This is a genomic window from Lyngbya sp. PCC 8106 (genome assembly GCF_000169095.1).
In the GTDB taxonomy this organism is placed as follows: Bacteria; Cyanobacteriota; Cyanobacteriia; order Cyanobacteriales; family Microcoleaceae; genus Capilliphycus.
In genome coordinates this window covers 87501-112847 of sequence record NZ_AAVU01000018.1, presented here as the reverse complement: position 1 = coordinate 112847, position 25347 = coordinate 87501, and the positions used below count along the sequence as shown (strand labels likewise).

Annotated in this window: 10 protein-coding genes and 1 pseudogene (1 of these 11 cut by a window edge); 7 read left to right on the top strand and 4 right to left on the bottom strand. The window is 43.7% G+C overall.

Annotation, left to right across the window (positions count from 1 at the left end; all coding sequences use genetic code 11):
• Positions 1-6: 6 nt before the first annotated feature.
• The 3 genes and pseudogenes from L8106_RS13990 to plsX all read right to left on the bottom strand — a co-directional run bounded on the left by L8106_RS13990 (position 7) and on the right by plsX (position 4108).
• Positions 7-1110 carry an RRXRR domain-containing protein gene (locus L8106_RS13990; RefSeq protein WP_009784976.1) on the bottom strand — a complete coding sequence of 368 codons (1104 nt, stop codon included), beginning with the start codon at positions 1108-1110 and terminating at the stop codon, positions 7-9.
• Between the two features lie 270 nt (positions 1111-1380).
• Positions 1381-2484 (bottom strand): annotated as a pseudogene (locus L8106_RS13985) (RNA-guided endonuclease InsQ/TnpB family protein).
• 586 nt (positions 2485-3070) lie between these two features.
• Complete coding sequence (plsX, locus tag L8106_RS13980) at positions 3071-4108, bottom strand: phosphate acyltransferase PlsX (RefSeq protein ID WP_009784973.1); 1038 nt, start codon at positions 4106-4108, stop codon at positions 3071-3073.
• A gap of 198 nt (positions 4109-4306) precedes the next feature.
• Between plsX and L8106_RS13975 the strand changes: the two genes are divergently transcribed.
• From L8106_RS13975 to L8106_RS13945, 7 genes are all read left to right on the top strand, one after another.
• On the top strand, positions 4307-5605 hold the full coding sequence (locus tag L8106_RS13975; RefSeq protein ID WP_009784972.1) for a D-alanyl-D-alanine carboxypeptidase: 1299 nt from the start codon (positions 4307-4309) through the stop codon (positions 5603-5605).
• Between the two features lie 504 nt (positions 5606-6109).
• Positions 6110-9418 carry a choice-of-anchor I family protein gene (locus tag L8106_RS13970; protein ID WP_009784971.1) on the top strand — a complete coding sequence of 1103 codons (3309 nt, stop codon included), beginning with the start codon at positions 6110-6112 and terminating at the stop codon, positions 9416-9418.
• Between the two features lie 205 nt (positions 9419-9623).
• Positions 9624-10154, top strand: coding sequence for an esterase-like activity of phytase family protein (locus L8106_RS13965; protein ID WP_009784970.1), 531 nt, complete (start codon positions 9624-9626; stop codon positions 10152-10154).
• Positions 10155-10648: 494 nt separating this feature from the next.
• Entirely contained in the window at positions 10649-14014 is a 3366-nt protein-coding gene (locus tag L8106_RS30550; RefSeq protein WP_009784969.1) for a glycerophosphodiester phosphodiesterase family protein, read from the top strand.
• Positions 14015-14690: 676 nt separating this feature from the next.
• Positions 14691-17585 (top strand): alkaline phosphatase, encoded by a 2895-nt coding sequence (locus tag L8106_RS34360; protein WP_083798410.1) that lies wholly within the window; start codon positions 14691-14693, stop codon positions 17583-17585.
• A 354-nt stretch (positions 17586-17939) separates the two neighbouring features.
• Positions 17940-21869: a glycerophosphodiester phosphodiesterase family protein gene (locus tag L8106_RS33645; protein ID WP_009784966.1), complete on the top strand. Its 3930-nt coding sequence runs from the start codon at positions 17940-17942 to the stop codon at positions 21867-21869.
• A 460-nt stretch (positions 21870-22329) separates the two neighbouring features.
• Entirely contained in the window at positions 22330-23343 is a 1014-nt protein-coding gene (locus L8106_RS13945) for a DnaJ C-terminal domain-containing protein (protein ID WP_009784965.1), read from the top strand.
• A gap of 95 nt (positions 23344-23438) precedes the next feature.
• Here the strand turns inward: L8106_RS13945 and L8106_RS13940 are convergent, their stop codons facing one another.
• A protein-coding gene (locus L8106_RS13940) for a ribonuclease catalytic domain-containing protein (protein ID WP_009784964.1) crosses the window boundary here: on the bottom strand, positions 23439-25347 show its 3' portion. The gene runs 110 nt beyond the window's last position; only the last 1909 of its 2019 coding nucleotides appear in the window; its start codon lies beyond the right edge, outside the window — the gene reads right to left on this strand; its stop codon occupies positions 23439-23441.

Here is a 25347-nt window from a genome sequence, read left to right as displayed (position 1 = left end):
TTCGATTTAACGGGAGAGGAATGCCAGTCCTTTATGTAGGTTTACAACTAGGTGACTTGAATAGCGAAGTAAGCGGGTGTTTTTGTCAGTTACACCTTGCTTCAACCTCTTTTTCTTCGGGAAAAACTGATACAAATCGTTGGCACTGATATACCCCTTAAGGGTAGAACGCCTAGTTTTGTATTCAACATAATCCCCGTTTTTGAAAGAATGCGTTCTTTTCATACCACCATAAGTATCACGAATTCCACCTTTTTTCACGGTTAAATCGTGCATTTTACGGGGTCTTGAAGGAAGACGTTCTACGATACCGAAGGTAAAAGGTGTCACCTGAATTACCCCCTTCCATTGGTATCCGGTTTGAAAACCAGTCGTATTAGGTGCGTATCGAATGAAGTGTCTAGATGCTAGAGCTATGGCATCCGATACATGAGCGTTGGGAGTCTGTTCGGCTTTGTTTTTAGACTTGGGAAGTTTGAGCCATTCCCTTGTAGCTGATGTCTCCCATCCCTTCACTAAGGCAACTGGAAAATATTTTCCTAGTTCTTTAATTAGGAATGTTTGACCTTGTGCTGCGACTGTAAAGCCCGGGCTGTCAGACTTATTGAGTCGTTCTATGTATGCGTGGGTAATGGGATACAATTGCCGCAATTCGTCTACAACTCTCAGTTCAAGTTGCTTGTTAGCTCGAATACTGGGAGGTAATTTAGATTGGCGACGATTATCAAAACGCTTTTGCCTGTGGTTACGCTTTTTGAATGACAGGCTTCTTTTAATCCGTCGCCCACGTCGAGTTCTGCGTAATACTGCTCTCTCTGTTAGCCGTTTTTGAACTTGCTTTTTGGGTAAGTTCAAGTTCAGTCCAATCAATGTATCTCGTTTGGACTGAACGGCTACACCTGTGAAGCAGGAACCTGGGTCAATGCCAAGACTAATATCTTGCATTTCTCTTCCTGTCGGTTCTTCTACTAGCTGAACGCAGAATACCTGTAAGTCGTTCTGTACTACTATTGCCTGGCCATCTCTAACCCAACGCCTTGCCCTAGATGATTTGGTAGGCATCGCTGGTGAGCCATCGGGATTGAGAACGGGTACACGCTTGTTAAACATTGGAGATAATCCAGTTAACTGTATTTGTGGATAAAACCACTACACCTCGCCCATTTTTTGCCGCGATTCCCAACAACTGGTTGGGTCAAACAGATAATTCTTGCGCTCTGTGGTACAAGAAAGTGTGTAACGTCAAAAAACTCAATGGGCTATTCAACTTGCTTTTTACTGCTTGAAGTCCAGTGTTTCTGCTCCATAAAACGTGTACAAAGCGTCACAAGAAGATACTTTGTGTGTTTATTTCCTGCTTCAAAGGGGGCATGGGAGCGGTTAACCCGACCCAGGCTTACGAGTCGAGCCGTGCTCGCTATAGCGTTCTAGGTTCAGTGACGCATTCCAATCACGATCAATCTGAGTTCCGCAGTTTTTACAGTTATAAACCCTTTCAGACAAAGGCATTGCCTGCTTATTCCCGCAGTTTGAACAGAGTTGACTAGACGGGAAGAACCTATCAGCTATGACTAACTTTGTTCCGTAACGTTCACACTTATACTGAAGTTGTCGTCTAGCTTCATGCAGTCCTAAATCACCAATAGATGCAGCTAATTTATGATTCGCCATCATTCCAGAAATGTTTAAATCTTCTATGACAACTACGCTGTGGTTTTTAGCAATATAAGTTGTCATTTTGTGAAGATAGTCTTTCCGAAGATTAGCCACTCGATGATGGAGCTTTTGGACAGACCGCTGGAATTTTTCCCAGTTCTTAGATCCTTTTACTTTTTTAGCAAGTTTTCTTTGAACTCTGGCTAGTTTTGCCCCCGCGTTTCTATAGGGTTTCAATCCCTTGAACTCAATACCAGAACTTAATACGGCCAGGGTTTTCACCCCGAAGTCCACACCCACTCTCTCTCGACTCTTAGGTGTAGGTTCAAAAGCCTTTTCAACGGAAAAGCTGATCTACCAGTCCCCCGCTTTTTTGTAGATTGTCACCTTTTTTGTTAAACAATCAGGCAAGGGTTCAAACGTTCTCACCCATTTAATGAAGGGTAACTTGTGGATTAATCCACCGAGTCGAATGGGTTTACCTGAATTGTCAATTGTAAACCGATCATTTTTACCTTTACATTTGAATTTTGGGTATTTACTCAACCCTTTGAAAAACCGCTTATATGCTTCTCCTAAATTGATGAAAGCATATTGATAAACCTTTGATGATAATTCTTTCATCCAGGGATAATCCGGCTTGACATGGTTGGTAAATAAACGTTTGAGAGTCTTGGTATTTGGCTTTAGTCCTTGATTGTAAGCGTCTGTCCACATCGCCAGACCCCAGTTATACACCCAGCGACCAAACCCAGCGTGGGTCGCCATCAACGTTTTTTGACGGTTGTTTAGCTTAAGTTTTGTTGTCAATGAGTGATTAGGAGCCATTGATGTTAAACTTGAAGTACCTACATTATACCTACATCTATGAAAAATAACAAGAGGGAAACCTGGTTAAAAGTAAGACTTTCAGAAGATGAACGCACCAAGTTACAAAGTTACGCTGACTCAAAAGGTTGGTCTATGTCACAGGTTGTCCGCGAATACATTCGCAAGCTACCAAAAAGTGACACAAAGTGACGCTAATCATGCACTAGATTAATTCTCCACAAGCTCCCGTTATCATCTTCGATTTAACGGGAGAAGCTGACGTATCCTTACTCAGAAGAACTCAGAAGTTAGAACCCGTGATCGTGTCCCTATTACTCAAAAGATCAATCGGAATGAATTGATGGTAAATGGGTTGATCAATCTCGCCTTACCTCTGTTTTCCATCAATTTTTTCCCAGTTGTTGAATTGAGCCTGCTCATCGTGAGATGACAGACAGACCACTTTTTTATCTTGTGTTTAACAATCGCATCTTATCAGTGTTCTGTACGCAAATTCGAGCGCAGGAATTGGATTCATCGGGGACTCCGTTAGGATCAGATGAGCGGGAAGTTCAAGTAAACTCCCCTCAATGACTGATGGCGACTACTGACCGCTTGCGGCTTTTTGATGAGGTTTTTGGTATTGAGATTGAATGCGTTCGAGTACACCGTTGTTAATTGCATCTCTGGCTGAACGAATGGCGTTACAAATCGTTGGTGCCTTAGACGAACCGTGACCGATGATGCAAACTCCTGCCACCCCGAGCAGCAGTCCGCCCCCATGTTCGACGTGATCAACCCGTTGTTTAAATCGTTTCAAACTGGGTTTGAGCATTGCTGCTCCAATTTGAGCGCGTAACCCCGTTGAGAGTTCGTCTTTGAGTAGATGTAATACAATTTCACCGACCCCTTCGGCAAACTTCAACAGAACATTACCCACAAAGCCATCACAAACAATCACATCATACTGACCCGATAATACATCCCGGCCTTCTGCATTGCCAGCAAAATTAATTTGCGTGTTTTCTTGCAGCATTTGGTAAGTTCTAACTGCGAGATCATTACCTTTACTGGCTTCCTCACCGATATTGAGCAAACCAATTCGAGGTTGATCAACTCCTAAAACATACTGGCTATAAATTGACCCCATCACCGCAAATTGTTCTAGAAATTTGGGGCGACAGTCTACATTAGCGCCCACATCGAGAACCAATACCGGAGAAGTGGGGTCTAAAGTCGGCATCACCGCCCCAATTGCGGGCCGATCAATTCCCCGTAGCCGACCCACCCGTAATAACGCCGCTGCCATTGCTGCCCCAGAGTGACCCGCCGAAACAACGGCATCTGCTCTTTTTTCTTTGAGCAAATTCATTGCTACATTAATGGAAGCCTTGGGCTTACGTTTGAGGGCGCCTAGCGGCTCTTCGTGCATTTCAATCATTCCTTCGGAGGGAACGATTTCAGGTGGAGGTGATACAGTTGGGTGATGCTTTAGACAAGCTTCGAGTTGTTGTTGATCTCCGACGAGCAACACTTCAACACCCAATTTTTCCTGTGCCATTAACGCTCCCGCCACAACTTCTGTGGGAGCAAAATCCCCACCCATAGCGTCAATTGCAATCCGTGTACGAGTTGAACCCATTGACCAATCTCAGAGAAACCTTAAAAATTTTACCAAACAGTTATCGCCCTTTATCAGTGATCCGTTTTTACAGTGATCACTTCACAGTAAACAGTAACCCGTTGTTTGAGTTAACAGTTCTCAGTTCTTTTGCCTGTAACCTTTACCCTGTACCCTGTTAACTTGCCACTGAAGATCTGAAAAAAGAGGAATTTAAGAATGTTAGATGTTTTTAGCTCGGGAGTCCTATTAGCATGGTTAGAGATGGCAGGTGTAGACCCAATTGAGTTGAATGCTGCCACTCATCAAGTTTGGCAAGGTGGACTCTCTAAGTTAATCTTACTCGATCAACCTGACCCCATTGCTAGCGATCTGGTTCAACAATACCTTGACCGACTCGCCGCACGGGGATTATCGGATCAGGTGCAAGGGGTCTGGATTCAAGCCGGCCCGATTTCTTTGGCGAATAATGTCGGGACAACACCGCTTCCGGCGGCTTCTCTAACGAAGGTGGCGACTTCGCTTGCGGCTTTACAACAATGGACTCCGGATTATCAATTTGAAACGTTGATCGCTACCTCTGGCCCGGTTGAAAATGGTGTCGTTCAAGGGGATTTAATTGTTGTCGGCAGTGGTGATCCGTTTTTTGTCTGGGAAGAAGGCTTTGCGTTGGGAAATACTCTCAACCAAATGGGGATTACTCAGGTGAGGGGAAATTTGATCATATCCGGGAATTTCTCGATGAATTATGAGTCGAATCCGATTAAAGCGGGTGAGTTTCTCAAACAGGCTTTAGATTCGAGATTGTGGCCGGCTGAAGCTGCCGCTCAATATGATCAACGAATGCCCCCCGGAACTGCTAGACCGATTGTGGCGATCGCCGGAACCGTTCAACCTCAGTATACTGCTGTTCAAGCCACTCCTCTGATTCGCCATCAGTCTTTACCCCTGGCAGAAATCATCAAACAAATGAATATTTACAGTAATAATTTGATGTCGGAGATGTTAGCTGAAAGTCTCGGCGGAGCAACTGTAGTTCGAGAAAAAGCCGCCTTAGCTGCGGGGGTTCCTGTTGAAGAAATTTCAATTATTAATGGCTCAGGATTAGGCCATGAAAATCAAATTTCTCCGAGAGCAGCCGTGAGAATGTTTATCGCACTCCAAGACAAATTAGAGGGGACAAATTTAAACGTTGCTGATTTATTTCCAGTCTCAGGACGAGATATTGGTACACTCGAATTTCGCAATATTCCCCGTCATTCTGCGGTCAAAACGGGGAGTTTATTTGATGTGAGTGCATTAGCGGGTGTCCTCCCCACCCGAGAACGGGGTGTCGTTTGGTTTGCGATTATTAACCGAGGAACCGGGTTAGATGATTTGCGGGATCAGCAAGATTGGTTACTACAACAATTAACGAGTCAATGGGGAACTCCGGCGACGTTACCCACTGCTATTTCTCCTCATATTGATGGTAGAAAACCTCAACTTGGAGATAGTAGTCGCAATCAAATTCTTTAATGTTATTTATCCTCAATTTTAATTTCTTTAGAGGTGGCTTTAGCTGCCTTTTTTTTCTAATATTGAGTGATAGAGTACGACGCATCTACTCCTCGTCCCTAACTTTTGAGAACAGTCCAATTTAACTCAAGTGGCCCTTTAAAAATACCCCTGTTCTGTAAAACTTATGTAAAGCTTGTGTAAAAACACTCCAACCCATCCGTATACATAACCCCATTTTAACCTTCAACCCTTAAATTCTTGATGTAGTTACAAAGAACGCCTTTTATCTATTGTCAGACTCCTGATTTTTAGCAGAGATTGATCATTCAAGTTTTCTAGAACTCAACAAAGCTTAGAAGCTAGAATTAGGGGTATTATTTTGATTTTCTAGAAAAAAGCATCTCATTCATTTGTGATGTAAAAAGGTGCATTTTTTACAGTAATACAGTGAACAGTTATCACTCAATCATTTCTGAACTTTTTTTCTCCTGAACTTCTGAACCTTATCTATTCACTTAACCTATGACTACCAATCAACTCACCGTTTTAGGCACTTACAAAACGAATTTTTTTGATGAAGGAGGGGCAACAATTCCAGCTTTTGATCCTGAGACAAATCGTTTATTTGTTATTAATGATGCGGAAGGTATTATCGATATTATCGATATTTCTAACCCGACAAACCCCACAAAAATTAGTGAACTCGATATTTCCAATTTTGGTAGAACTCCCACAGGTGTAGCCGTTCAAAACGGTATTGTTGCTGTAGCCGTTCGATCTGAAAGTGATATTGAACCCGGAAAAGCCGTTTTTTTTGACGCAGAAGGAAACGTTTTAAACTCTGTTGAAGTTGGAGTATTACCCGACTCTATTGCTTTCACTCCCGACGGAACAAAAGTGATTACGGCGAACGAAGGAGAACTCAGCGAAGACGGCGACGCCGAAGGAACAATTAGCATTATTGATATTTCCAATGGCGTTGAAAACCTCACCCTTTCTACCGCCGATTTTACCGCTTTTAATGGTCAAGAAGAAGAACTTCGTAGTCGAGGAGTTCGTATTTTAGCCGGAAAAACCGCATCGGAAGATTTGGAACCCGAAGCAATTGCTGTTTCTCCTGATAGCAAAACCGCCTTTATTACCCTCCAAGAAAATAACACCGTTGCAGTTGTTGATTTAGAAACGGCTAAAGTTACAGAATTACAACCTTTGGGTTTAAAAGATTGGAGTAAAGGCTTACCCGAAGTTACTCAATATCGATGGAATTTAAGTGAAGAAATCCTGGGAAAAACACCCGCCGGACAAGAAATTTTATTAGGGGGAATGTCAGGTTTATTCTTTGAAAAACAAGAAGGTGATACTTTACATTTTATCGTCACTCCTGACCGTGGCCCCAACGGAGATCCCACCGATGTTGATGGTGATGGTTTACCCGAACGTCCGTTTCCGTTACCCGATTATCAAGCCCGTTTAATTCGTTTTAGTGTCGATCAATCTACAAGCGAAATTAACATTAATGAACAAATTTTCTTAACTCGGGAAGTCGATAGCGAACAAGTTCCAATCACTGGACTTCCTAATATTCAAGCCGGAGAACGTGGCACTGCATACACTGACGAAGAAGCCGTTGATTTGCTTGGAAACCCCTTAGAAAATGATCCCTTTGGGGCCGATATGGAATCCATTATTGTCGCCCCAGACGGCACATTTTGGATGTCTGATGAATACCGTCCGGCGATTTATCATTTTGATGAAAGTGGGCAATTAATTGATCGATTTATTCCTGAAGGAACGGCAGCAGCAGCTAACCTTGAAGAAGGAACTTTCGGCACAGAAAGTTTACCGTCTGTTTATGCCCAACGTCGGGCAAATCGTGGCTTTGAAGGTATGGCATTGGATACCGACAACGGTAAACTTTATGCTTGGATTCAAAGTCCAATTGATAATCCTGATGTTGGTAATGATGCTAATTCTCGCAGTTCACAAGTTCTGAGAATTTTAGAAGTTAACCCCACTTCAGGAGAGTCAACGGGAGAATATATTTACTTCCTAGAAGGTTCCCCCGGAGTTGATAAAATTGGCGATGCAGTTTACAAAGGAAACGGTAAATTTCTGGTTATTGAACGGGATTCGGGAGTTGATGCAACCTCAGAAAAATTTGTGTTTGAAGTTGACCTGACTGGGGCGACAAATATCTTAGGAACCGAACTTTCCCAAGCGACAGATGAGAATGCGTTAGAAGGGAAAACCGCAGATGATTTAGTGGAATTGGGCGTACAAGCGGTTACAAAAACTAAAGTCTTAAATTTGCCTTCTTTGGGTTATATTGCTGGAGATAAAGCCGAAGGATTGGCACTTTTGCCGAACGGTTCTTTAGCGGTTATTAACGATAACGACTTTGGTTTATTACCCGAAGAAATTCCGGTTGATGGTTCGGTTGCAGTGAACCCCGACCCCACCCAAACGATATTGGGAATTATTGATTTCAGCAAGTTTAATCAACTCGATGCCAGCGACAGAGACGGGGAAATTAACCTTCAAAACTGGCCGACTTTGGGCTTATATCAACCTGATGAAATCAAAGCCTTTGAAGTTGACGGTCAGACCTATTATATTACCGCAAATGAAGGCGACGAACGAGAAGAAAACGTTCGAGTTGAGGATGTTATTCTTGACCCCGTTGCGTTTCCCAATGCGGAAGAATTGCAACAAGAAGAAAATCTTGGTCGCTTGAATATTTCTGGAATTGATGGGGATATTGATGGCGATGGCGACTTCGACCAACTCATCTCTTTTGGTGGACGTTCCTTCACTATTTTTGATAGCAAAGGCAATATTGTTTCGGATACAGGCGGAGAATTTGAACAAATAACTGCCGAACAATTCCCCGACTTTTTCAACTCCGATAACACCGAAAATAACTTCGATAACCGCAGTGATAACCGAGGCCCAGAACCCGAAGGAAACGCTATCGGAGAAGTCAACGGACGCCTCTATTCTTTCACCGGATTAGAACGAATTGGCGGTATCATGGTTTATGATATTACCGACCCCAAAACTCCCGAATTTGTTCAATATATCAATAACCGTGACTTTAGTGGCGACCCCGAAGCGGGAACCGCAGGAGATTTAGGCCCCGAAGGTTTAACGTTTATTTCCGCAGAAGATAGCCCCAGTGGACGCCCGCTTTTAGTTGTGGCGAATGAAGTCAGCGGAAGTACGACTGTTTATGATTTTGGGTCGGATGCAATTATTGGAAGTTCGGGTGATGAAACGTTACTCGGAACTGATAATAATGACCTGATTTTAGCCGAAGCTGGTGATGATTTAGTTGCGGGTTTGTTGGGTGATGATATTATCGATGGCGGCGAAGGTGATGATGTTCTACGAGGTGATTTAAACCGTCGTTCTCCCGGTGGAAATATTGGCGGAAATGACACCATTAACGGGGGTTTGGGTGATGACCGGATAGGCGGAAAAGCCGGAAATGATGCCTTGTTTGGGGACGAGGGCGATGATGAAATTTTCGGTGATGATGGCGATGACTTGCTGCGAGGGGGTTTGGGTGATGATGTCCTCACAGGTGATGATTTCTCCGGAGGTCAAGGCGCCGATACGTTTGTTTTAGCCATTGGAGAAGGAACCGATATTATTACTGATTTTGAAGTTGGTATTGATTTTATTGGGTTAACGGAAGGCTTGAGTTTTGAACAGTTAGCGTTAGAAACTCAAGGAAAAAATACCTTGATTAATTTCGGCGAGGACACGTTAGCCATTCTCGAAAAAGTTGAGGTTGCAAGTTTAACTTCAACCGATTTTACTTTGGTTTAACCCTTTGTAGGATGGGTCAGATAGTTAAGTGAATTAACACCTTAACAAACCTCCCGGTTTGACCCATCACAAAACAGTTTAACGTTTCCATTTTTTATTGAGTTTGATGGGTCAGAAGCGTTCAATTAATTGGAGTATTCATCCGTTTTAGGTCTGACCCATCCTACAACAAAACGAAGGACAAACTATCTACCAGGGGTTTTTTATGCTATCTAACCAAACAACATTAAGCCGCAATACGGTTTCGTCTGTTGAGTTTTTGGGTGAAGTCACTTTTCCGACTAACTTCAGCTTTGAAGATACAGAAGTTGGCGGACTTTCAGGTATTGTTTACGACTCAGATAACCAAGTTTTTTACAGCATTTCTGATGACCGTTCTCAAACTAATCCCGCCCGATTTTATACCCTAGAAATTGACCTCAACGATAGCAGTTTAGATGAAGGTGATATTAGTTTTGAGAAAGTCACAACGCTGTTAGATAAAAACGGGGAACCTTATCCTGAATTTAGTTTAGACCCCGAAGGAATTACCCTCACCGAAAACAACACCTTATTTATTTCTTCCGAAGGCGATGTCAACCGACTCATTAACCCGTTTATTAACGAATATTCCCTCAGTGGTGAACTTTTAGATGAACTTCCGGTTCCTGATAAATTTCTCCCCACCGCAGACCAAACAAGCGGAATTCGCAACAACTTAGCCTTTGAAAGTTTAACGATATCTCCCAACAATTGAGTTTGACCAGGGAGTGTTAATCATTTCTCGGTTTGTCTGGAAGATTTATACAAATCAAAAAGTTAATCATCCCAGATTTGGAAAAATTTTGACCCTGTTTGCAGTTTTGTTTCAGCACAAAAGCATGATAATAGACTTATAATCAAGCTAGTCGTTATGTTTTCCTGTCAATTAAAAGAAATACGGTCTATTTCTAGACTATAACAATTAGTCAATTTTTTAATTAAAAATTAGAGATAAATCCCCCATAATACAATATCACAACTCATCAAAAAAAGATATTGGTCTATACCTTTATTTAACATTTTTATAAATTACAAAATTTAGTTGATATTTAACTGAATCATAGTCCGGTCTTAACCTTTGACCTTTAAGATAAATATGACTAAAAATGCAAATCAAACGCACTGTAAATTTTGTGAAATTAACTACATTTTTCTGAAAATTTTATAGTTTTGATTTGCATTTCGATCTTTGGATTTGGAGAATACAAAATGTCTGTAATAGACGGAAAAACAGCTTCACAGGCCTACGTTTTTAACGTACCCGATGGCCCCGACGGCCCCCACTACGATATTCAACCCCTCGTTACCGTTGGTGATGAAGTTCCTCTCCTCGAAGGCGAATTTGGGGAATTTACCACCAGCGATAGCGAAACCTATCCGATGGTCGGAATACCCGACGGTTTAGGCTACACTGAGATTGACGGCCTCAAATACGTTTGGATGAACCACGAGTTGAGTAGTGGTGTAATTACAGACAACGCAGAAGGCGTAGTGAATGGGGCGCGAGTTTCCCTGTATGTATTTGATGAAAATTGGAATGCGATCGGCGGAAAAAACCTGATCGAAGACGTTGAAGTTGACGGTATTACCTACAGCTTGAACTCCGAAACCGGAAACTATGAAGACGCAGACGGTAACGTTTACAACTTCGCAGGCCATGATAACTTCTCTCGCTTCTGTTCGGGTTATCTAGCAGCCGAAGGGTTTGTCGATGAAAATGGTGAATCAATTCCCATCTTTTTTGCCCCCGAAGAAGTAGACGCCGGAACTGGAGTTGCTGTCACTCCCGATGGAACAGCATCCCCCATTGAAGGGTTTGGTTTGTTCTCCAAAGAACAAGTTTACCCCGCTTCTGAATATCGGGCGGATAACTCCGACAAAACTGTTTTGCTGTCAATGGAAGACGAAAACGACGGCGAAGTTTATATGTATGTTGGCGATCAAACAGACGAAGATCCCAACGGCTTCAACGATACTACAGATAGTTTATACGTTCTGCGAGTTAAAGATGCAGAGGGCAATATCTTCGGGTTTGAAGATATGGCTGAAAACGTTGAACTGACTGGAGAATGGGTACCCGTTCCCGACTTAGTAACCCTCAACCGTAGCCCCGAAGTTCTCTCCAGTTGGGTCAATACCGAGTTCAATACTCTTGAAGGTCAGACTCCTTTAGTTATTGCACATCGAGGTGCCAGTGGCGAACGTCCCGAACACACGTTAGAAGCCTACGAATTGGCAATTGAACAAGGTGCAGATTTTATTGAACCGGATCTTGTTCCGACAAAAGATGGGGTTTTAGTTGCCCGTCACGAAAACGAAATCTCCGGAACTACCGACGTTGCCGACCGTCCGGAATTTGCCGATCGCTTTACTACTAAAATGGTAGACGGTTCAGAAATTAGCGGTTGGTTTACAGAAGATTTTACATTAGAAGAACTGAAAACCCTACGGGCGAAAGAACGAATTCCTGGTGTTCGTCCGGAGAATACTGAATTTGATGGGTTGTTTGAAGTTCCGACTTTAGAAGAAGTTATCGATTTAGTCAAAGAAGTTGAAGCCGAAACTGGGAAGCAAATTGGGATTTATCCCGAAACCAAACACCCGACTTTCTTTGCCAAAGAAGGAACATTCCTTGATGGTACACCCATTGATATCAAGACATCCGAGATCCTAATTGATACTTTAGTTGAAAACGACTTTACTGATCCTGATCGGATTTTCATTCAATCATTTGAGATCGAAAACCTGCTGAGACTGCAAAACGTATTTATGCCAGAGGCGGGAATTGATCTTCCCTTAGTTCAGCTTACAGGTGATTTTGCCGAGTCCGAAAGCAGTTTTTCCTTCCCCTATGACGTTGTTTACAACTTCACTTCAGACAACGAAAATGCAGCCCCAGAAGCCTACGATAGCTTCCCAATTGAGTTTTCCGCCGATACCGACTACGGTGATTTAGCCAATCCGGAAGTGATTGATTATATTGGTGAAACCTACGCAGAAGGGTTAGGCCCCTGGAAAAATAGCTTTATCTTGCGTGAACCGTTAGAAGAAGCTGTTGATGGCGATGGCGATGGCGTTGCCCAAATCACCTCCCAACTGACCGGGGAAGTGTTACCGTTAGTAGAATGGGCGCATGATGCCGGAATGCAGGTTCACCCCTACACACTGCGGGTTGAGGAAAACTACTTAACCTTAAACCCCGATGGTACCCCTCAAACTTTAGCGGATGAAGCCCGTCAATTGATTGAAATTGGCGTTGATGGAATATTTATTGATAATCCCGGTATTGGGGATCAAGTTCGTGATCAAATTGTCGCGGAAATTGAAAACGGTCAACTGCGTTCAACCAATTTCCGTCGTCCCGAAGATATTCACGAAGACCCCAACAACCCCGGAGAGTTTTACCTCGTCACAACCGGACGCCCGGAACGCAACGGTTCCTTAACTGAAGACGCAGAAACTCCCGAAGAAGCCGATAATCCTTACGGTAAGCTACATCGCCTGATTCTAAATCCTGAAGATCCTACTGGGGATGCAACTTTTGAATTCTTATTAGAAGGTGGCCCGGAAACCGGGGTTAGCTACGACAACATGACTGTTGACAGCAATGGTAACGTTTTAATCCAAGAAGACGAAACTTCTTTTGGGGGAGATGTTCTCAACGCTGAAGGTCGCTACGGTAGTATTGTTTCTTACAATATTGCTGAAAATGAAGGGGTTGTTGGTGATGATCAAGTAGATTTCCTCTTTGAAAATAGTACCGCTTTCATCGATCCGACTCGATTGGGGAACTATGGTAGTTGGGAATCTTCTGGTATTATCGAAGTTCCTGGCGGTTATTTGTTTGATGTTCAAGCGGGAACGATTCGGGATACAGAACTTCCCGATGGTAGTATTGTCGGTACTAACGCAGAAGGTACTGTTTATTATGAAGGACAGTACGCCCGAGGCGGTCAACTGATTCTGAGTTTCCCGGCGGAAACGATTTCTGGTAGTGGTGAATTTGTTGGCGGTGATGCTAGCGAAATTCTCACAGGCAGCGCTGAAATGGATACTGTTGCTGGCGGTTTGGGTGATGACCTGATCGACGGTGGCGAGGGTGATGATGTTCTGCGGGGTGATGCAAACAGTCGTTCGACCGGTGGGACTGTTGGTGGTAATGATGAAATCTATGGTGGCCCCGGAAATGACCGTCTTGGCGGTAAAGCTGGAAATGACTTCCTATTTGGGGAAGTTGGCGACGATGAAATCTTCGGCGATGATGGCAATGACCTGTTAGATGGGGGTTTAGGACATGATACTTTAACCGGGGATGACTTCTCGGGTGGTACAGGTCGTGATACTTTTGTTCTGGCAGTCGGAGAGGGAACTGACCTGATTGTTGATTTTGAAGTCGGGATTGATTTATTCGGCTTGAAAGGCGGTTTGATGGCTGAAGAATTGTCTTTTACTCAAGCCGGAAGTGATACTGAAGTCGGCATGGGTAGCGATGTTCTCGCCTTGTTAGAAGGTGTTAATGCGAGCGATTTAACTGCTTTGATGGGTGGGGAAAGTGATCTGTTTTTAACAGTCTAGTTCACACCTGATTTTAGAACTGGGGAGTTCGTGCAACTCCCTGGTTTTTTGACCTCTGCTTTCTCACCTTTTGAGTCGCTGTTCACAACGGGAATTTCTACAACTTCATTTTTGACTTCTATCTAGAGGAAGATGTTATTGGTATCGCCGATAGTTTAACTTCTTGCCAAGAGTTGATTGGCTTAATCGCAATACTCTATGATGGCAATCGACAAATTGAATTGAATAACTAAATTAAACAAAAATTAAACTTTATACAGTGTTGAAACATTTTTTGGTGTCTACGGATTTGAATGACTTTTTTTTAGATAAAAAAGCATACACGATTTCTCTAAATCTAGCATACGACACAAAACAGAAAAAATCAAGCAAATTTTATCACTGAATATACTTCCATTTATATTTTGTTTATAAACGCTGAAGTCACTGCAAAATATTAGCTTTGCCCATTTTAAGCAAGAAAACTTTTGAACTAATTTGAGTATAATTCATATTTTTTTGATATTTTAACCATTTCTTAAATTTAAAATAAACATTAGTTAATTTTGATAAATTAACATTTCTAATGAAACTTAAAACCCAGAAAAATATAACTCAAAAGTGATGAGAGTTTCTGGGTGTAAGCTTTTGTTTGAGAGCTTATTTTTCAGCAAAAAATAGCAAAATTAAGGAGAATATGGCTAAGAACGTCATCATTATGATTGGTGACGGTATGGGCTGGGAAATGGCTCGTGCCGCTGCAATTCAGAAACAAATTAACGAAGGTGCTGAAGGAAATACCCTCAGTGATTTCTATACAGAAGGTGTCGGAGAAGGATTAAGCTTCCAAGAGTTAGACGGTTACTCCCTCGTCACCACTAGCAACACCTACATCGATGGTGACAAAGGAAATTCTGCTCTACAAGGCGATCCATTTGACCATGTTACGGGTACTGCTCCGGAACGGGAAGGATTCGAGTTTGATCCAAGTCCCGCTCAGGTTGAAGGATTTTTCCCCGAACTTCGGGATGAAGACGGTTTTGACGAAGATCCTGTTTTTGAGACTGAAACCACTGCACTAGAACTCGGTAACTTCTCTATCGGTTTTGATGCAACTCGCGTGAGCGAGACTACTAGCGGCTTTTTTGTCGCCGACACCGTTAGTGTGAATGCTCCGCTGTTTGATATCAGTAACCCTGAAGTTCTAGAAGTTGAAGATGGCATACTGGAAATCAGCAGTGCGGATCTGCTCGTTTCCCCAGAATTGGCTGCTGTCCTCGGCGATGAAAGCCTAGCGGGTGCTGATGTTGGGGATGCTCGGATTGATGCGGCGGTTTCCGGTGATGCGACTGCAACAATGGTTGAGTCTGGAGTCACTAGCGTTTTCTTAGACACTGAGCTACTCGATGAAGCTGCGGGTTTAGAATTAACCGGGGCTGACAGCGATGCAACTCCTGTCGAAGGTGAGTTCCAAGTCGGCTTTGAAATTACTGAAGGCACAGACTTTACTTTCAGTTTAGAAGACGGTTTTGCTCCGGTTTCTGGCTCTATCGAACACTCTGGTACAGTCAGTTTTGATTTAGTGACTCCCGTGGGTGAACCTCTGGGGGGCAACCTACCGTTTTATAACGTCAACAAAGGCCCTGAACTCCCTTGGGAGCGAATTGGAGAACCCACTGACGAAGTTGACGGCGTATTTGACGTTGAATACGTTAAGAGCCTTTACCCTGACTCTGCCGGAACTGCAACCGCGTTATACTCCGGTGAAAAGACCTACGTGGGTGCAATTGGGGTTGAAATCCATGAGCATGACCTCGAAACCCTCGGTGAAATAGCTCGGGATCTGGGTAAGTCCTTTGGTGCAGTCAGTTCTGTTCCCTTCAACCACGCTACACCGGCAGCAGCGATTTCTCACGTTAACCAACGCGGCAAAACCACCGAAGACAGTGTTGATGCGGAAGTTGATGAGTTTGGTCATGCTATCCCTGATAATGACAATATTCTGTACCAGATTCTCAACGAAACTCAGCCTGAACTCGTTCTCGGGGGAGGTCATCCGGATGGCCGTGGCGATGAACGCTACATGGATCTTGAAACCCTTGAAGAACTGCGTGCGGGTGAGTACGACTACACCTTCCTAGAACGGGGTGAAAACGCAGGTGAAACCCTACTAGAGGTTGCCTCTGAAATTGATGTTAACGCGGGTGAGAAGCTGTTTGGTTTGTATGGCGCTCGTGGTCAGGGCGGTAACTTACCTTGGAGTACAGCGAATGGAGACTACAGCAACGCAGGTTTGAGTAGCCGCACCGATGCAACTCGTCCTTTAGATGAAGGTGAAACAGTCGAGGAGTTCATTGCCAAAGAAGTGAGCTACAATGCGACTCTGCAAGAAATGACCACTGCAACACTTGATGTTCTCGGTGATGACCCCGATGGGTTCTGGGTGACAATTGAAAGTGGCGATCTTGACTGGGCAGCCCACGACAACAACCTTGACAACATGATCGGTACGACTTTTGACTTTGACGAGTCTGTACAGATTGTCATGGACTGGATTGAGGCCAATGGCGGTTATGAGGAAAACCTGCTGGTTGTTACGGCTGACCATGACCACTATTTAACCCTCAATAATGACTTCCCTGAGTTACTGCGTGAAGTGGGTGCTGAAGGGTTAACAACAGCCGTTGATGAGAACGGTGAAGCCATTATCGTTGAAAATGAGGACGGCAACCCTGTTAAACTCGACAACGAAGATCCGGCGGCTTCTGGTCATTTCTGGGGTTCTGATCCCGAGGTGAAATATGGTTGGGGAACTCACACCACAATTCCAGTACCTGTTTACTACGAAGGTGCGGGTTCTGAGGCGTTAGATGCGCTTGAAGGCGAAGGCTTCACTAGCTATGGCGAAGAAATTTCAGGTATTCCGGGTCATGTAGACCAAACTCACCTCGCTCACGTTCAGGCTTTATCCTTAACTGAAACTGAGAACTATATCAATGGCTTTGATGCCGATGAAGAACTGGTCGGTACTGAAGATGCTGACTTAATTATGGCTCGTCTCGGTAACGATACCGCCGCAGGTGAAATGGGAGATGACGTCATCTTTGGGGGCGAAGGTGATGATGTCCTCCGAGGTGATGCTAATAGTCGTTCTCCCGGTGGTACTGTTGGCGGCGATGACACCATCTTCGGGGGTCAAGGTAATGATCGCATCGGAGGTAAAGCCGGAGATGATCAACTTCATGGCGATGAAGGGGATGACGAAATCTTCGGTGATGACGGCGATGACCTGTTAGATGGTGGTTTAGGTAACGATATTCTCACTGGAGATGACTTCTCTGGCGGTGAAGGAATGGATACTTTTGTTTTAGCAGAGGGAGAGGGAACTGACCTGATTGTTGATTTTGAAGTGGGTATCGATTTCTTGGGCTTGAAAGGCGGCTTGATGGCCGAAGAATTGTCTTTTACTCAAGCCGGAAGTGGTACTGAAGTCGGTACTGGTAGCGAAGTTCTCGCGATTTTAGAAGGCGTTAATTCCGACGATTTAATGGCTTTAATGGGTGGCGATAGCGATCCATTCTTAATGGTCTAATTTCCATTCTTTATTATGAACTGGGGAGTTGCATATACTCCTCAGTTTTTTCCTGCTTTTTTTGGGGTAATTACACAATAAATCGAAGGTAATATCAAAAACTTTAACTATATTTAACTTAAGTATAATCCTATCTTAAACTTTAGATGATATCCTTTTTTTCTGAGTCTAGTAAAAATAATTTGTTTAATAAAATTACAGGCTCAACTCTTTTTTTGCGATCATTTCAAACAGAATCAAAAGCGAAAAAATCTGATCTGTTTCGATGATCAAATTTACAAAAATATGAGTAAGTCTGGGTGCAGTACCAAACGATTTAATCAATTCATCAAAACTTAGCATCTACCAAAAATTATGGAAAACATCAAACTCGTTGGTTTTGCATCACTTCCGGCTGATACTTTTGCAGAAGGGCCGCCTGCGGGTGGAAATAATGGCAACGGTGAACCCATTTCTGCCAACGGAAGAACAGGCCCCTTTGATGGACAACCCGTTCAGGGATTTAGCGGCGTACAATTTGCCCCCGGAAGCGACGGCGATACATTTTGGTTTCTCTCCGATAATGGTTTTGGTAATATCCGCAATAGTTCTGATTATTTGCTGCGTGTCTATCAAGTTGATCCTGATTTTGTCGGTACAGAAAGTGGTGATGGAAGTGTAGATGTTCAAGGTTTTGTGCAACTCTCTGACCCCAATAATTTAATCCCGTTTGAAATTATCAACGAAGGAACAGAAGACCGTTTATTAACCGGATCGGACTTTGATATTGAGTCCATTGTTGTTCGAGAGAATCAAATTTGGATCGGAGATGAATTCGGCCCTTATTTGTTGGAATTTGATAGTAATGGTGTATTGCAACAAGCCCCAATTGCCACACCGAATATTCCCACCCTCAACACGTTAAACGGACAAGAACCGATCATTATTGGACACCGAGGTGCGAGTGGCCCCCGCCCAGAACACACCCTTGATGGTTTCCGGTTGGCGTTGGAACAAGGGTCAGATTTCATTGAAACCGACTATGTGATGACAAAAGATGGGGTTCCTATCGTTCGTCACGAACCCCTACTTAATAACACCACCGATATTTTAGATCGCCCAGAATTTAGCGATCGCGAAACGACAAAAGTTATTGATGGGGTTGAATACACGGGATTTTTTGCCGAAGATTTTACCCTAGAAGAAATCAAAACCCTACGGGCAAAACAACCGCTTTCAGTACGAAGTGATGCCTTTGATGGGGATTATGAAATTCCCACAATGGCGGAAGTTATTGAGTTGGTTAAAGACTATGAAGCCGAAACCGGAAAGAAAGTCGGTATCGTTCACGAACTGAAACACAACCAATATTTTGATAGTATTGGTCTGAATGTTGAGGAAGCAACGGTTCAGGTTTTAGTTGAGGAAAACTTTACCGACCCCGAACAAAATATTATCCAAACCTTTCAAATTGCACCCCTGATTCGTCTGGATAAAGAAATTATGCCAGAAGCAGGAATTGATGTACCTTTGCATCAACTCACCGGGGCTGCAACGGAAGATTCTAGTCCGGGTTTCTCTTTCCCCTACGATATTATCGCTAATTTTAGCAATCCTGATTTCACCGAAGAAGATGCCCGCGAAGTTTATGGAGATTTAGTTGATATTATCGATTTGGGTGCCGATACCGGATACGGTGATTTATTGGCATTGCCAGAATTTTATGACTTCATGGCAACTTACGCCGAAGCCGTTAACCCCTGGAAAAATACCATTCTCCTGCGGGAAGGACTCGAAGAACCCGTTGATGGGGATGGCAATGGAGAAGCAGAAATTCGCAGCCAGTTAACCGGGGAAGTTTTTCCGTTAATTGAACTCGCCCACGATGCGGGATTATTGGTTAATGTTTATACCCTGCGCGATGAAGAACGCTATTTAACTCTCGATCCCGATGGTTTGGTACAAACTCCCGCTGATGAAGCCGAAGATTTAATTCAGTTGGGGGCAGATGGGTTAATTGGTGACTTCCCTTTAACGATCGATCAGGTACGCGATCAAATTGTTGCTGAAGAAGTGCGATCGCCGCAAAATCCTGACTTACAGTTTAATACATTAACAGGCGAACCACCCATTGTTATTGCCCACCGAGGATCTAGCGGAGAACGTCCAGAACACACTCTAGAAGCCTACGAACGGGCGATCACGCAAGGGGCTGATTTCATCGAACCCGACTTGGTTTCTACCAAAGATGGGATCTTAATTGCCCGTCACGAAAACGAACTTTCCGGTACAACCGATGTTGCGGACAGACCCGAATTTGCGGATCGTTTTGCGACTAAAATGATTGATGGTCGGGAATTTTCCGGTTGGTTTAGTGAAGATTTCACATTAGAAGAAATCAAAACCCTGCGAAGTATTGAACGCATTCCCGAACTGCGTCCCGAAAATACCGAATTTGACGGGTTGTTTGAAGTTCCCACACTTGCAGAAGTAATTCAATTGGTCAAGGATATTGAAGCCGAAACCGGAAAAGAAATCGGCATTTATCCCGAAACCAAACATCCCACCTACTTCGACGAAATTGGTCTTTCCCTAGAAGAACCGCTAATTCAAACTTTGGTTGACACCGACTTTACCGATCCTGATCGGGTATTTATTCAATCCTTTGAAGTCGGCAACCTCCAGACATTAAACAACTCCATTATGCCCGATGCGGGTGTGGATTTACCGTTGGTTCAACTGGTTGGCGGAGGCGGTGCGCCCTATGATTTAGTTGTGAGTGGAGATGAACGTACCTATGCCGATTTAATCACCCCCGAAGGACTCGAAGAAGTTGCTACTTATGCCGATGGAATTGGGCCGTCTAAGCGTCGAATTCTACCCGCTGAGACTGTTGATAATGATGGAGATGGTGAACCGGATGACTTGAATGGTGATGGCACTATTAGCGATGCGGATCGGGTTTTGGGCGAACCGACTTCTGTAATTGAGGATGCCCATGATGCGGGTTTATTGGTTCATCCTTACACCCTGCGTAATGAAGACTTCTTCCTAGCTAGCGACTACAACGGCGACCCAGGCGAGGAATTTGAACAGTTGATCGAATTGGGTGTCGATGGCTTCTTTACCGACTTCCCGGCGACTGGACGGGTGGAAGTGGATCAGGAGATTGAACTGCCGAATTTATCTGGTTCTCGCGGTTATGAGGGTATGGCTTATAGTCCTGATTTAACCACCTTGTATCCTCTGTTAGAAGGGGCTGTTCAAGGTGATCCTGAAAATGCCCTACGAATTTATCAAGCGGATGCTGAAACCGGAGAATTTACCGGGTTAGTTGGTCTATATCCAACTGATGTTCCGGGTCATGCGATCGGTGATTTTACTCCAATTAATGAGGATGAATTCCTTGTTATTGAACGCGATGGTGGTCAAGGAGAATCTGCCGAATTCAAGAAGATTTTCAAGATCGATATTTCTGAGGTTGATGAAAACAATTTTGTTGAGAAAGAAGAACTCGTCGATCTGTTGAATATTGCTGACCCCGATGACCTCAATGGTGATGGTGAAACAACGTTTAGTTTCCCGTTTGTCACTATTGAAGATGTGTTGGTTCTCGATGAAAAAACCATTTTGGTTGCTAACGATAATAACTATCCTTTCTCCCTCGGTCGGGGGCCGGATATCGACAACAATGAAATCATCCAACTCGAACTTGATGAACCGCTTAATCTTGATCCCCGTTTGGGTATTCCTGTTGCGGTTGAACCGACTGATGGAGATGATGTTTTAACGGGTTCAGCCAATAGTGAGACCATTGCGGGTCTTCTCGGTAATGATGAAATTAACGGGGGTGACGGCGATGATATTCTTCGAGGTGATTTAAACAATCGTTCTCCTGGCGGTTCTTTTGGGGGAAATGATATCATTTCTGGCGGTTTGGGTAACGATGAAATTGGCGGAAAAGGTGGAAATGATTCCCTGTTTGGTGACGAAGGTGATGATTTAATTTGGGGCGATGATGGCGATGATATTCTTCGCGGTGGTTTAGGAAATGACACCTTAACGGGTGATGATTTCTCCGGTGGTGAAGGTGTTGATACCTTTGTTTTGGCTATCGGGGAAGGAACTGATACTATTGTTGATTTTGAAGTTGGAATGGATGTAATTGGTTTAGCGAATTTAACGTTTGCTGGTCTGAGTTTGACTTCTGAAAATGGCAATACTACGGTCGCATTTGGCGATGAAACCTTAGCAATTATAGAAGGTGTTGAGGTTCTCTCTGAATCTGCATTCTCAATCGTTTAATCGGGTTATTTAACGCCGTTTAGATTTATCGATCAACCTGGGAATTAAGCTTAGAATTCTCGGGTTTTTTGTTGTCTGCTATTATTTGAATAGGATATTTTGAGGAGATAATAAAGCACAGTACCACTTCGGATACTGATTGTCTGTACGGATATTGCGATCGCTATTTCAGCAAGAACCGAACCCAGACCGACGTGAACTTTTGATAAGTTAGACAAGTAATTGTATAACCAGCAAGATTTTCAGACTTCGTTGGAGTATTTTCCTAACATCAGGTTTTGGTATTACTAGGTTTTCACTATTCCTAGACAGATACATTGCTAATCCTCATCTGGGTCAGACTGTTATAGAGTCTTGAGATGTGTGTGTTTAGGGAAGGGATAACGAAATGCTGGAGATGGGTAGATTAAGGATTTGTGTGAAATAATCAACGAGGATAGTATTGAGAGGAAGGTAGTGAATGGCTGCGACTGACTATAAAGACTATTATGCAATTTTGGGTTTAAGTAAAACGGCGACTGCCGATGAGATCAAGAAAGCTTATCGTAGATTAGCGCGTAAGTATCACCCGGATCTGAACCCGGGCGATAAAACAGCGGAAGCTCGCTTTAAGGAAGTGAATGAAGCCTATGAAGTGTTGTCTGATCCGCAAAATCGCCAAAAATATGATCAATATGGTCAATACTGGAATCAAGCGGGAGGCTCAGGTGGATGGCCCTCGAGTGGGAAAACAACAGTAGATTTTAATAACTTAGATTTTAGTCAGTTTAGTAGTTTTGATGAGTTTATCAATTCTTTATTAGGTCGAACTGGAGCGGGGACTCGCCCGGGTGGGTCTGGAAGTCGCAGCTACTCCTATCGAACCAGTACAGGTAAAACGACGGGATTTGGTGGCGGTTTTAATGATTTTTCCTCGGGTTATAGCAGAAGCAGCTCTAAAAGTTCTTCTTTAGATCAAGAAGCGACTATCTCTTTAAGTTTGAGTGAGGCTTTCCGAGGCGTTAAAAAGCAAGTGGGTGGGGGCGAAGTTTCGATTCCAGCAGGTGTCAAGTCGGGAAGTAAAATTCGGGTTCGGGGTCAAGGTCAAGTCGATCCCTATACGCAGCAACGGGGTGATTTGTACTTGAAAGTAGAGATTTTACCGCACTCGTTTTTTCAGTTTGATGGTGAGAATTTAATCTGTGAAGTTCCGGTGACTCCTGATGAATTGGTGTTAGGTGGAGCCATTGAAGTTCCAACTCCCGATGGTTTGGTGACGATGAATATTCCAGGGGGTATTCGTTCAGGACAAACGCTACGATTACGGGGTAAGGGTTGGATCAAACCGAAAGGCGGTGGCCGCACCGATCAATTTGTGAAGTTGGTGGTTGTTCCGCCCAAAGATCTAAGTTCGATAGAGCGAGAGTATTATGAGAAAATTAGGGCAAATCGGAGTTTTGATCCCCGGAGTGATTTACACCAAATAAAGCTTTAAATTCTCGATCAAGATGACAACTGAGGGAAAAGAAACATAACTAGACTTTTCCCCAGTCCCCCTAATTTTAATTAAAGATTATGACCTCTTTTGACTCACGAAAATGCAGGTTCGGTTGCTTGGTCTGTTATTTCCTGAAATTGAATAATATCTTGTCTGGGGTCTACATGAGCCACCTTAACCGTAAACCGTTCTCCCAGTTCAGCGTTACGATTTAATCGCATCGGTAACTCAACCGCCAGTTCTTCGAGGAGAAGCAGCCCTAAATTACTATCTTCGCGCAGCCAACGTAATAAAATAGCTTCCCACGTTTGATCAAGGTGACGGCGCAGAAACTCTAAACTCCAATAACGATTAGTTTCTCGTTCGACTTTTGAGGCTTCCTTGACAGCAGGGCCTAAACTCATCACCATCTCTTGCATCTGCTCAGTTGAAAAGGGAGGAGTTTCTCCTCGTAGATGAGCTTTAATTTGAAAATGCGTCAGTAAATCACTATAGCGACGAATGGGAGAAGTCACTTGAGTATAGGTTTCTAAAGCTAAACTGGCATGGCGAGCAGGCGTTAAACTGACTTCACTGCGGGGCATATAACGACGCATCGCACAAGAACGCACAGCTCCAGCAGGTAGTAGCAGAAGTTCTTCGGCCGGTGGTAATTCAGGTTGGGGTTGACTGCGATAAGGTAAGTCTAAATTATGAGCCTGACCATAACGAGCAGCCACTTCACCAGTTAAAATCATCATTTCAGCGACAATTTGCCGAGAAGGGGAATCATCTAAAACTTTAATGGTGATTTCGTCTTCCTCGACTTTAATCAGAGACTCAGGCATATAAATACTAATTGCGCCTTGAGAGTCTCGCCACTGTTTACGTCGTTTTGTCCAGGTCGCCAGTGCTTCTATCTCAGGTTCGGCTGTGATACCCAAATGCAGCATCTCGTCAACATCATCATAGGTGAGGCGGTAGGTCGGCTTAATCGTGCTGGCATGGATACTATAATCTTTGACCTGGCCGCTTTCATCTAAAATCACACCAAAGCTTAAAGCACAACACAGTTTACCCTCGACTAGACTCATCGGGCCAGTCGCTAGTTCAGAGGGAAACATCGGGATAATCCCCGTCGGTAAATATACTGTTGTGGTACGTCGTCGAGCTTCGAGATCGAGTTCATCGCCCGGACAAAGCAAACGGGTTGGATCAGCAATATGAATCCATAATCGCTGCTGACCATCTGCCATAAATTCTACACTCAAACCATCATCAATCTCACGGGTACTCTCATCATCGATAGTATAGACTTTGAGATCGGTGAGATCAAGACGGTCTGTATCGGGATCGGGCGGCTGAGAATCTAGAAGCTGTTGAGCCACTTCAAATACCTGCATAGGAAACTGTGTGGGAATCTGAGTGCGACGTAGTGATAAATTCTCGTGAGGACTCCAGATCCCCAAATCCACCAGCAGCTCCAATGCACCACTTGCTGTTTGGGGACGTTCTAAAGTGGCTAAAGTTTCAAAGGCTGAAGTCGCATGAGATGCTTCTTCTCCGTTTAAAGCTAAACGTTCTAAAGCATCTAAGCGAGGTCGGTCACTATTCTGCCATTCTGCAACCGTTCCAGATAAACACTCTTTGACACGATTCCAAAATTCTTGCGTTTCTTGTAGTCGCTGCTGCTCAACCTGTTGCTGATGTTTGATCTCTGCGACTTGATTGGGTGAGCGAGGTTCGTAGCGATCACCTTTTTGTTTAAAGTAAAGCTTGTCATCACAAAGGAGGAGATGACTAGCATAGCATTGGTGAGAATCCTTCGCAGAGAACAACAGCATTGCCATTTCTTGGGGATTGACTGTTTCTCCCTGCTCAACCAAAATTTCCCAAGCAATCTCTAGACTTGAGGGATCGATATAAGGCTCTAATTCTTGAAAGAACGTCGGTATATCGGATGGCTTGTAAGTTTGTCCTGCTACTTCGTAAGTGACTTGTCGAGGATGAATCGTATGAGAT

What these genes read in the sequence shown, in the direction of transcription:
- plsX (WP_009784973.1), bottom strand. Translation starts at nt 4,108, where the DNA reads ATGGGTTCAACTCGTACACGGATTGCAATTGACGCTATGGGTGGGGAT.
- L8106_RS13990 (WP_009784976.1), bottom strand. Translation starts at nt 1,110, where the DNA reads ATGTTTAACAAGCGTGTACCCGTTCTCAATCCCGATGGCTCACCAGCG.
- L8106_RS34360 (WP_083798410.1), top strand. Translation starts at nt 14,691, where the DNA reads ATGGCTAAGAACGTCATCATTATGATTGGTGACGGTATGGGCTGGGAA.
- L8106_RS30550 (WP_009784969.1), top strand. Translation starts at nt 10,649, where the DNA reads ATGTCTGTAATAGACGGAAAAACAGCTTCACAGGCCTACGTTTTTAAC.
- L8106_RS13975 (WP_009784972.1), top strand. Translation starts at nt 4,307, where the DNA reads ATGTTAGATGTTTTTAGCTCGGGAGTCCTATTAGCATGGTTAGAGATG.
- L8106_RS13965 (WP_009784970.1), top strand. Translation starts at nt 9,624, where the DNA reads ATGCTATCTAACCAAACAACATTAAGCCGCAATACGGTTTCGTCTGTT.
- L8106_RS33645 (WP_009784966.1), top strand. Translation starts at nt 17,940, where the DNA reads ATGGAAAACATCAAACTCGTTGGTTTTGCATCACTTCCGGCTGATACT.
- L8106_RS13970 (WP_009784971.1), top strand. Translation starts at nt 6,110, where the DNA reads ATGACTACCAATCAACTCACCGTTTTAGGCACTTACAAAACGAATTTT.
- L8106_RS13945 (WP_009784965.1), top strand. Translation starts at nt 22,330, where the DNA reads ATGGCTGCGACTGACTATAAAGACTATTATGCAATTTTGGGTTTAAGT.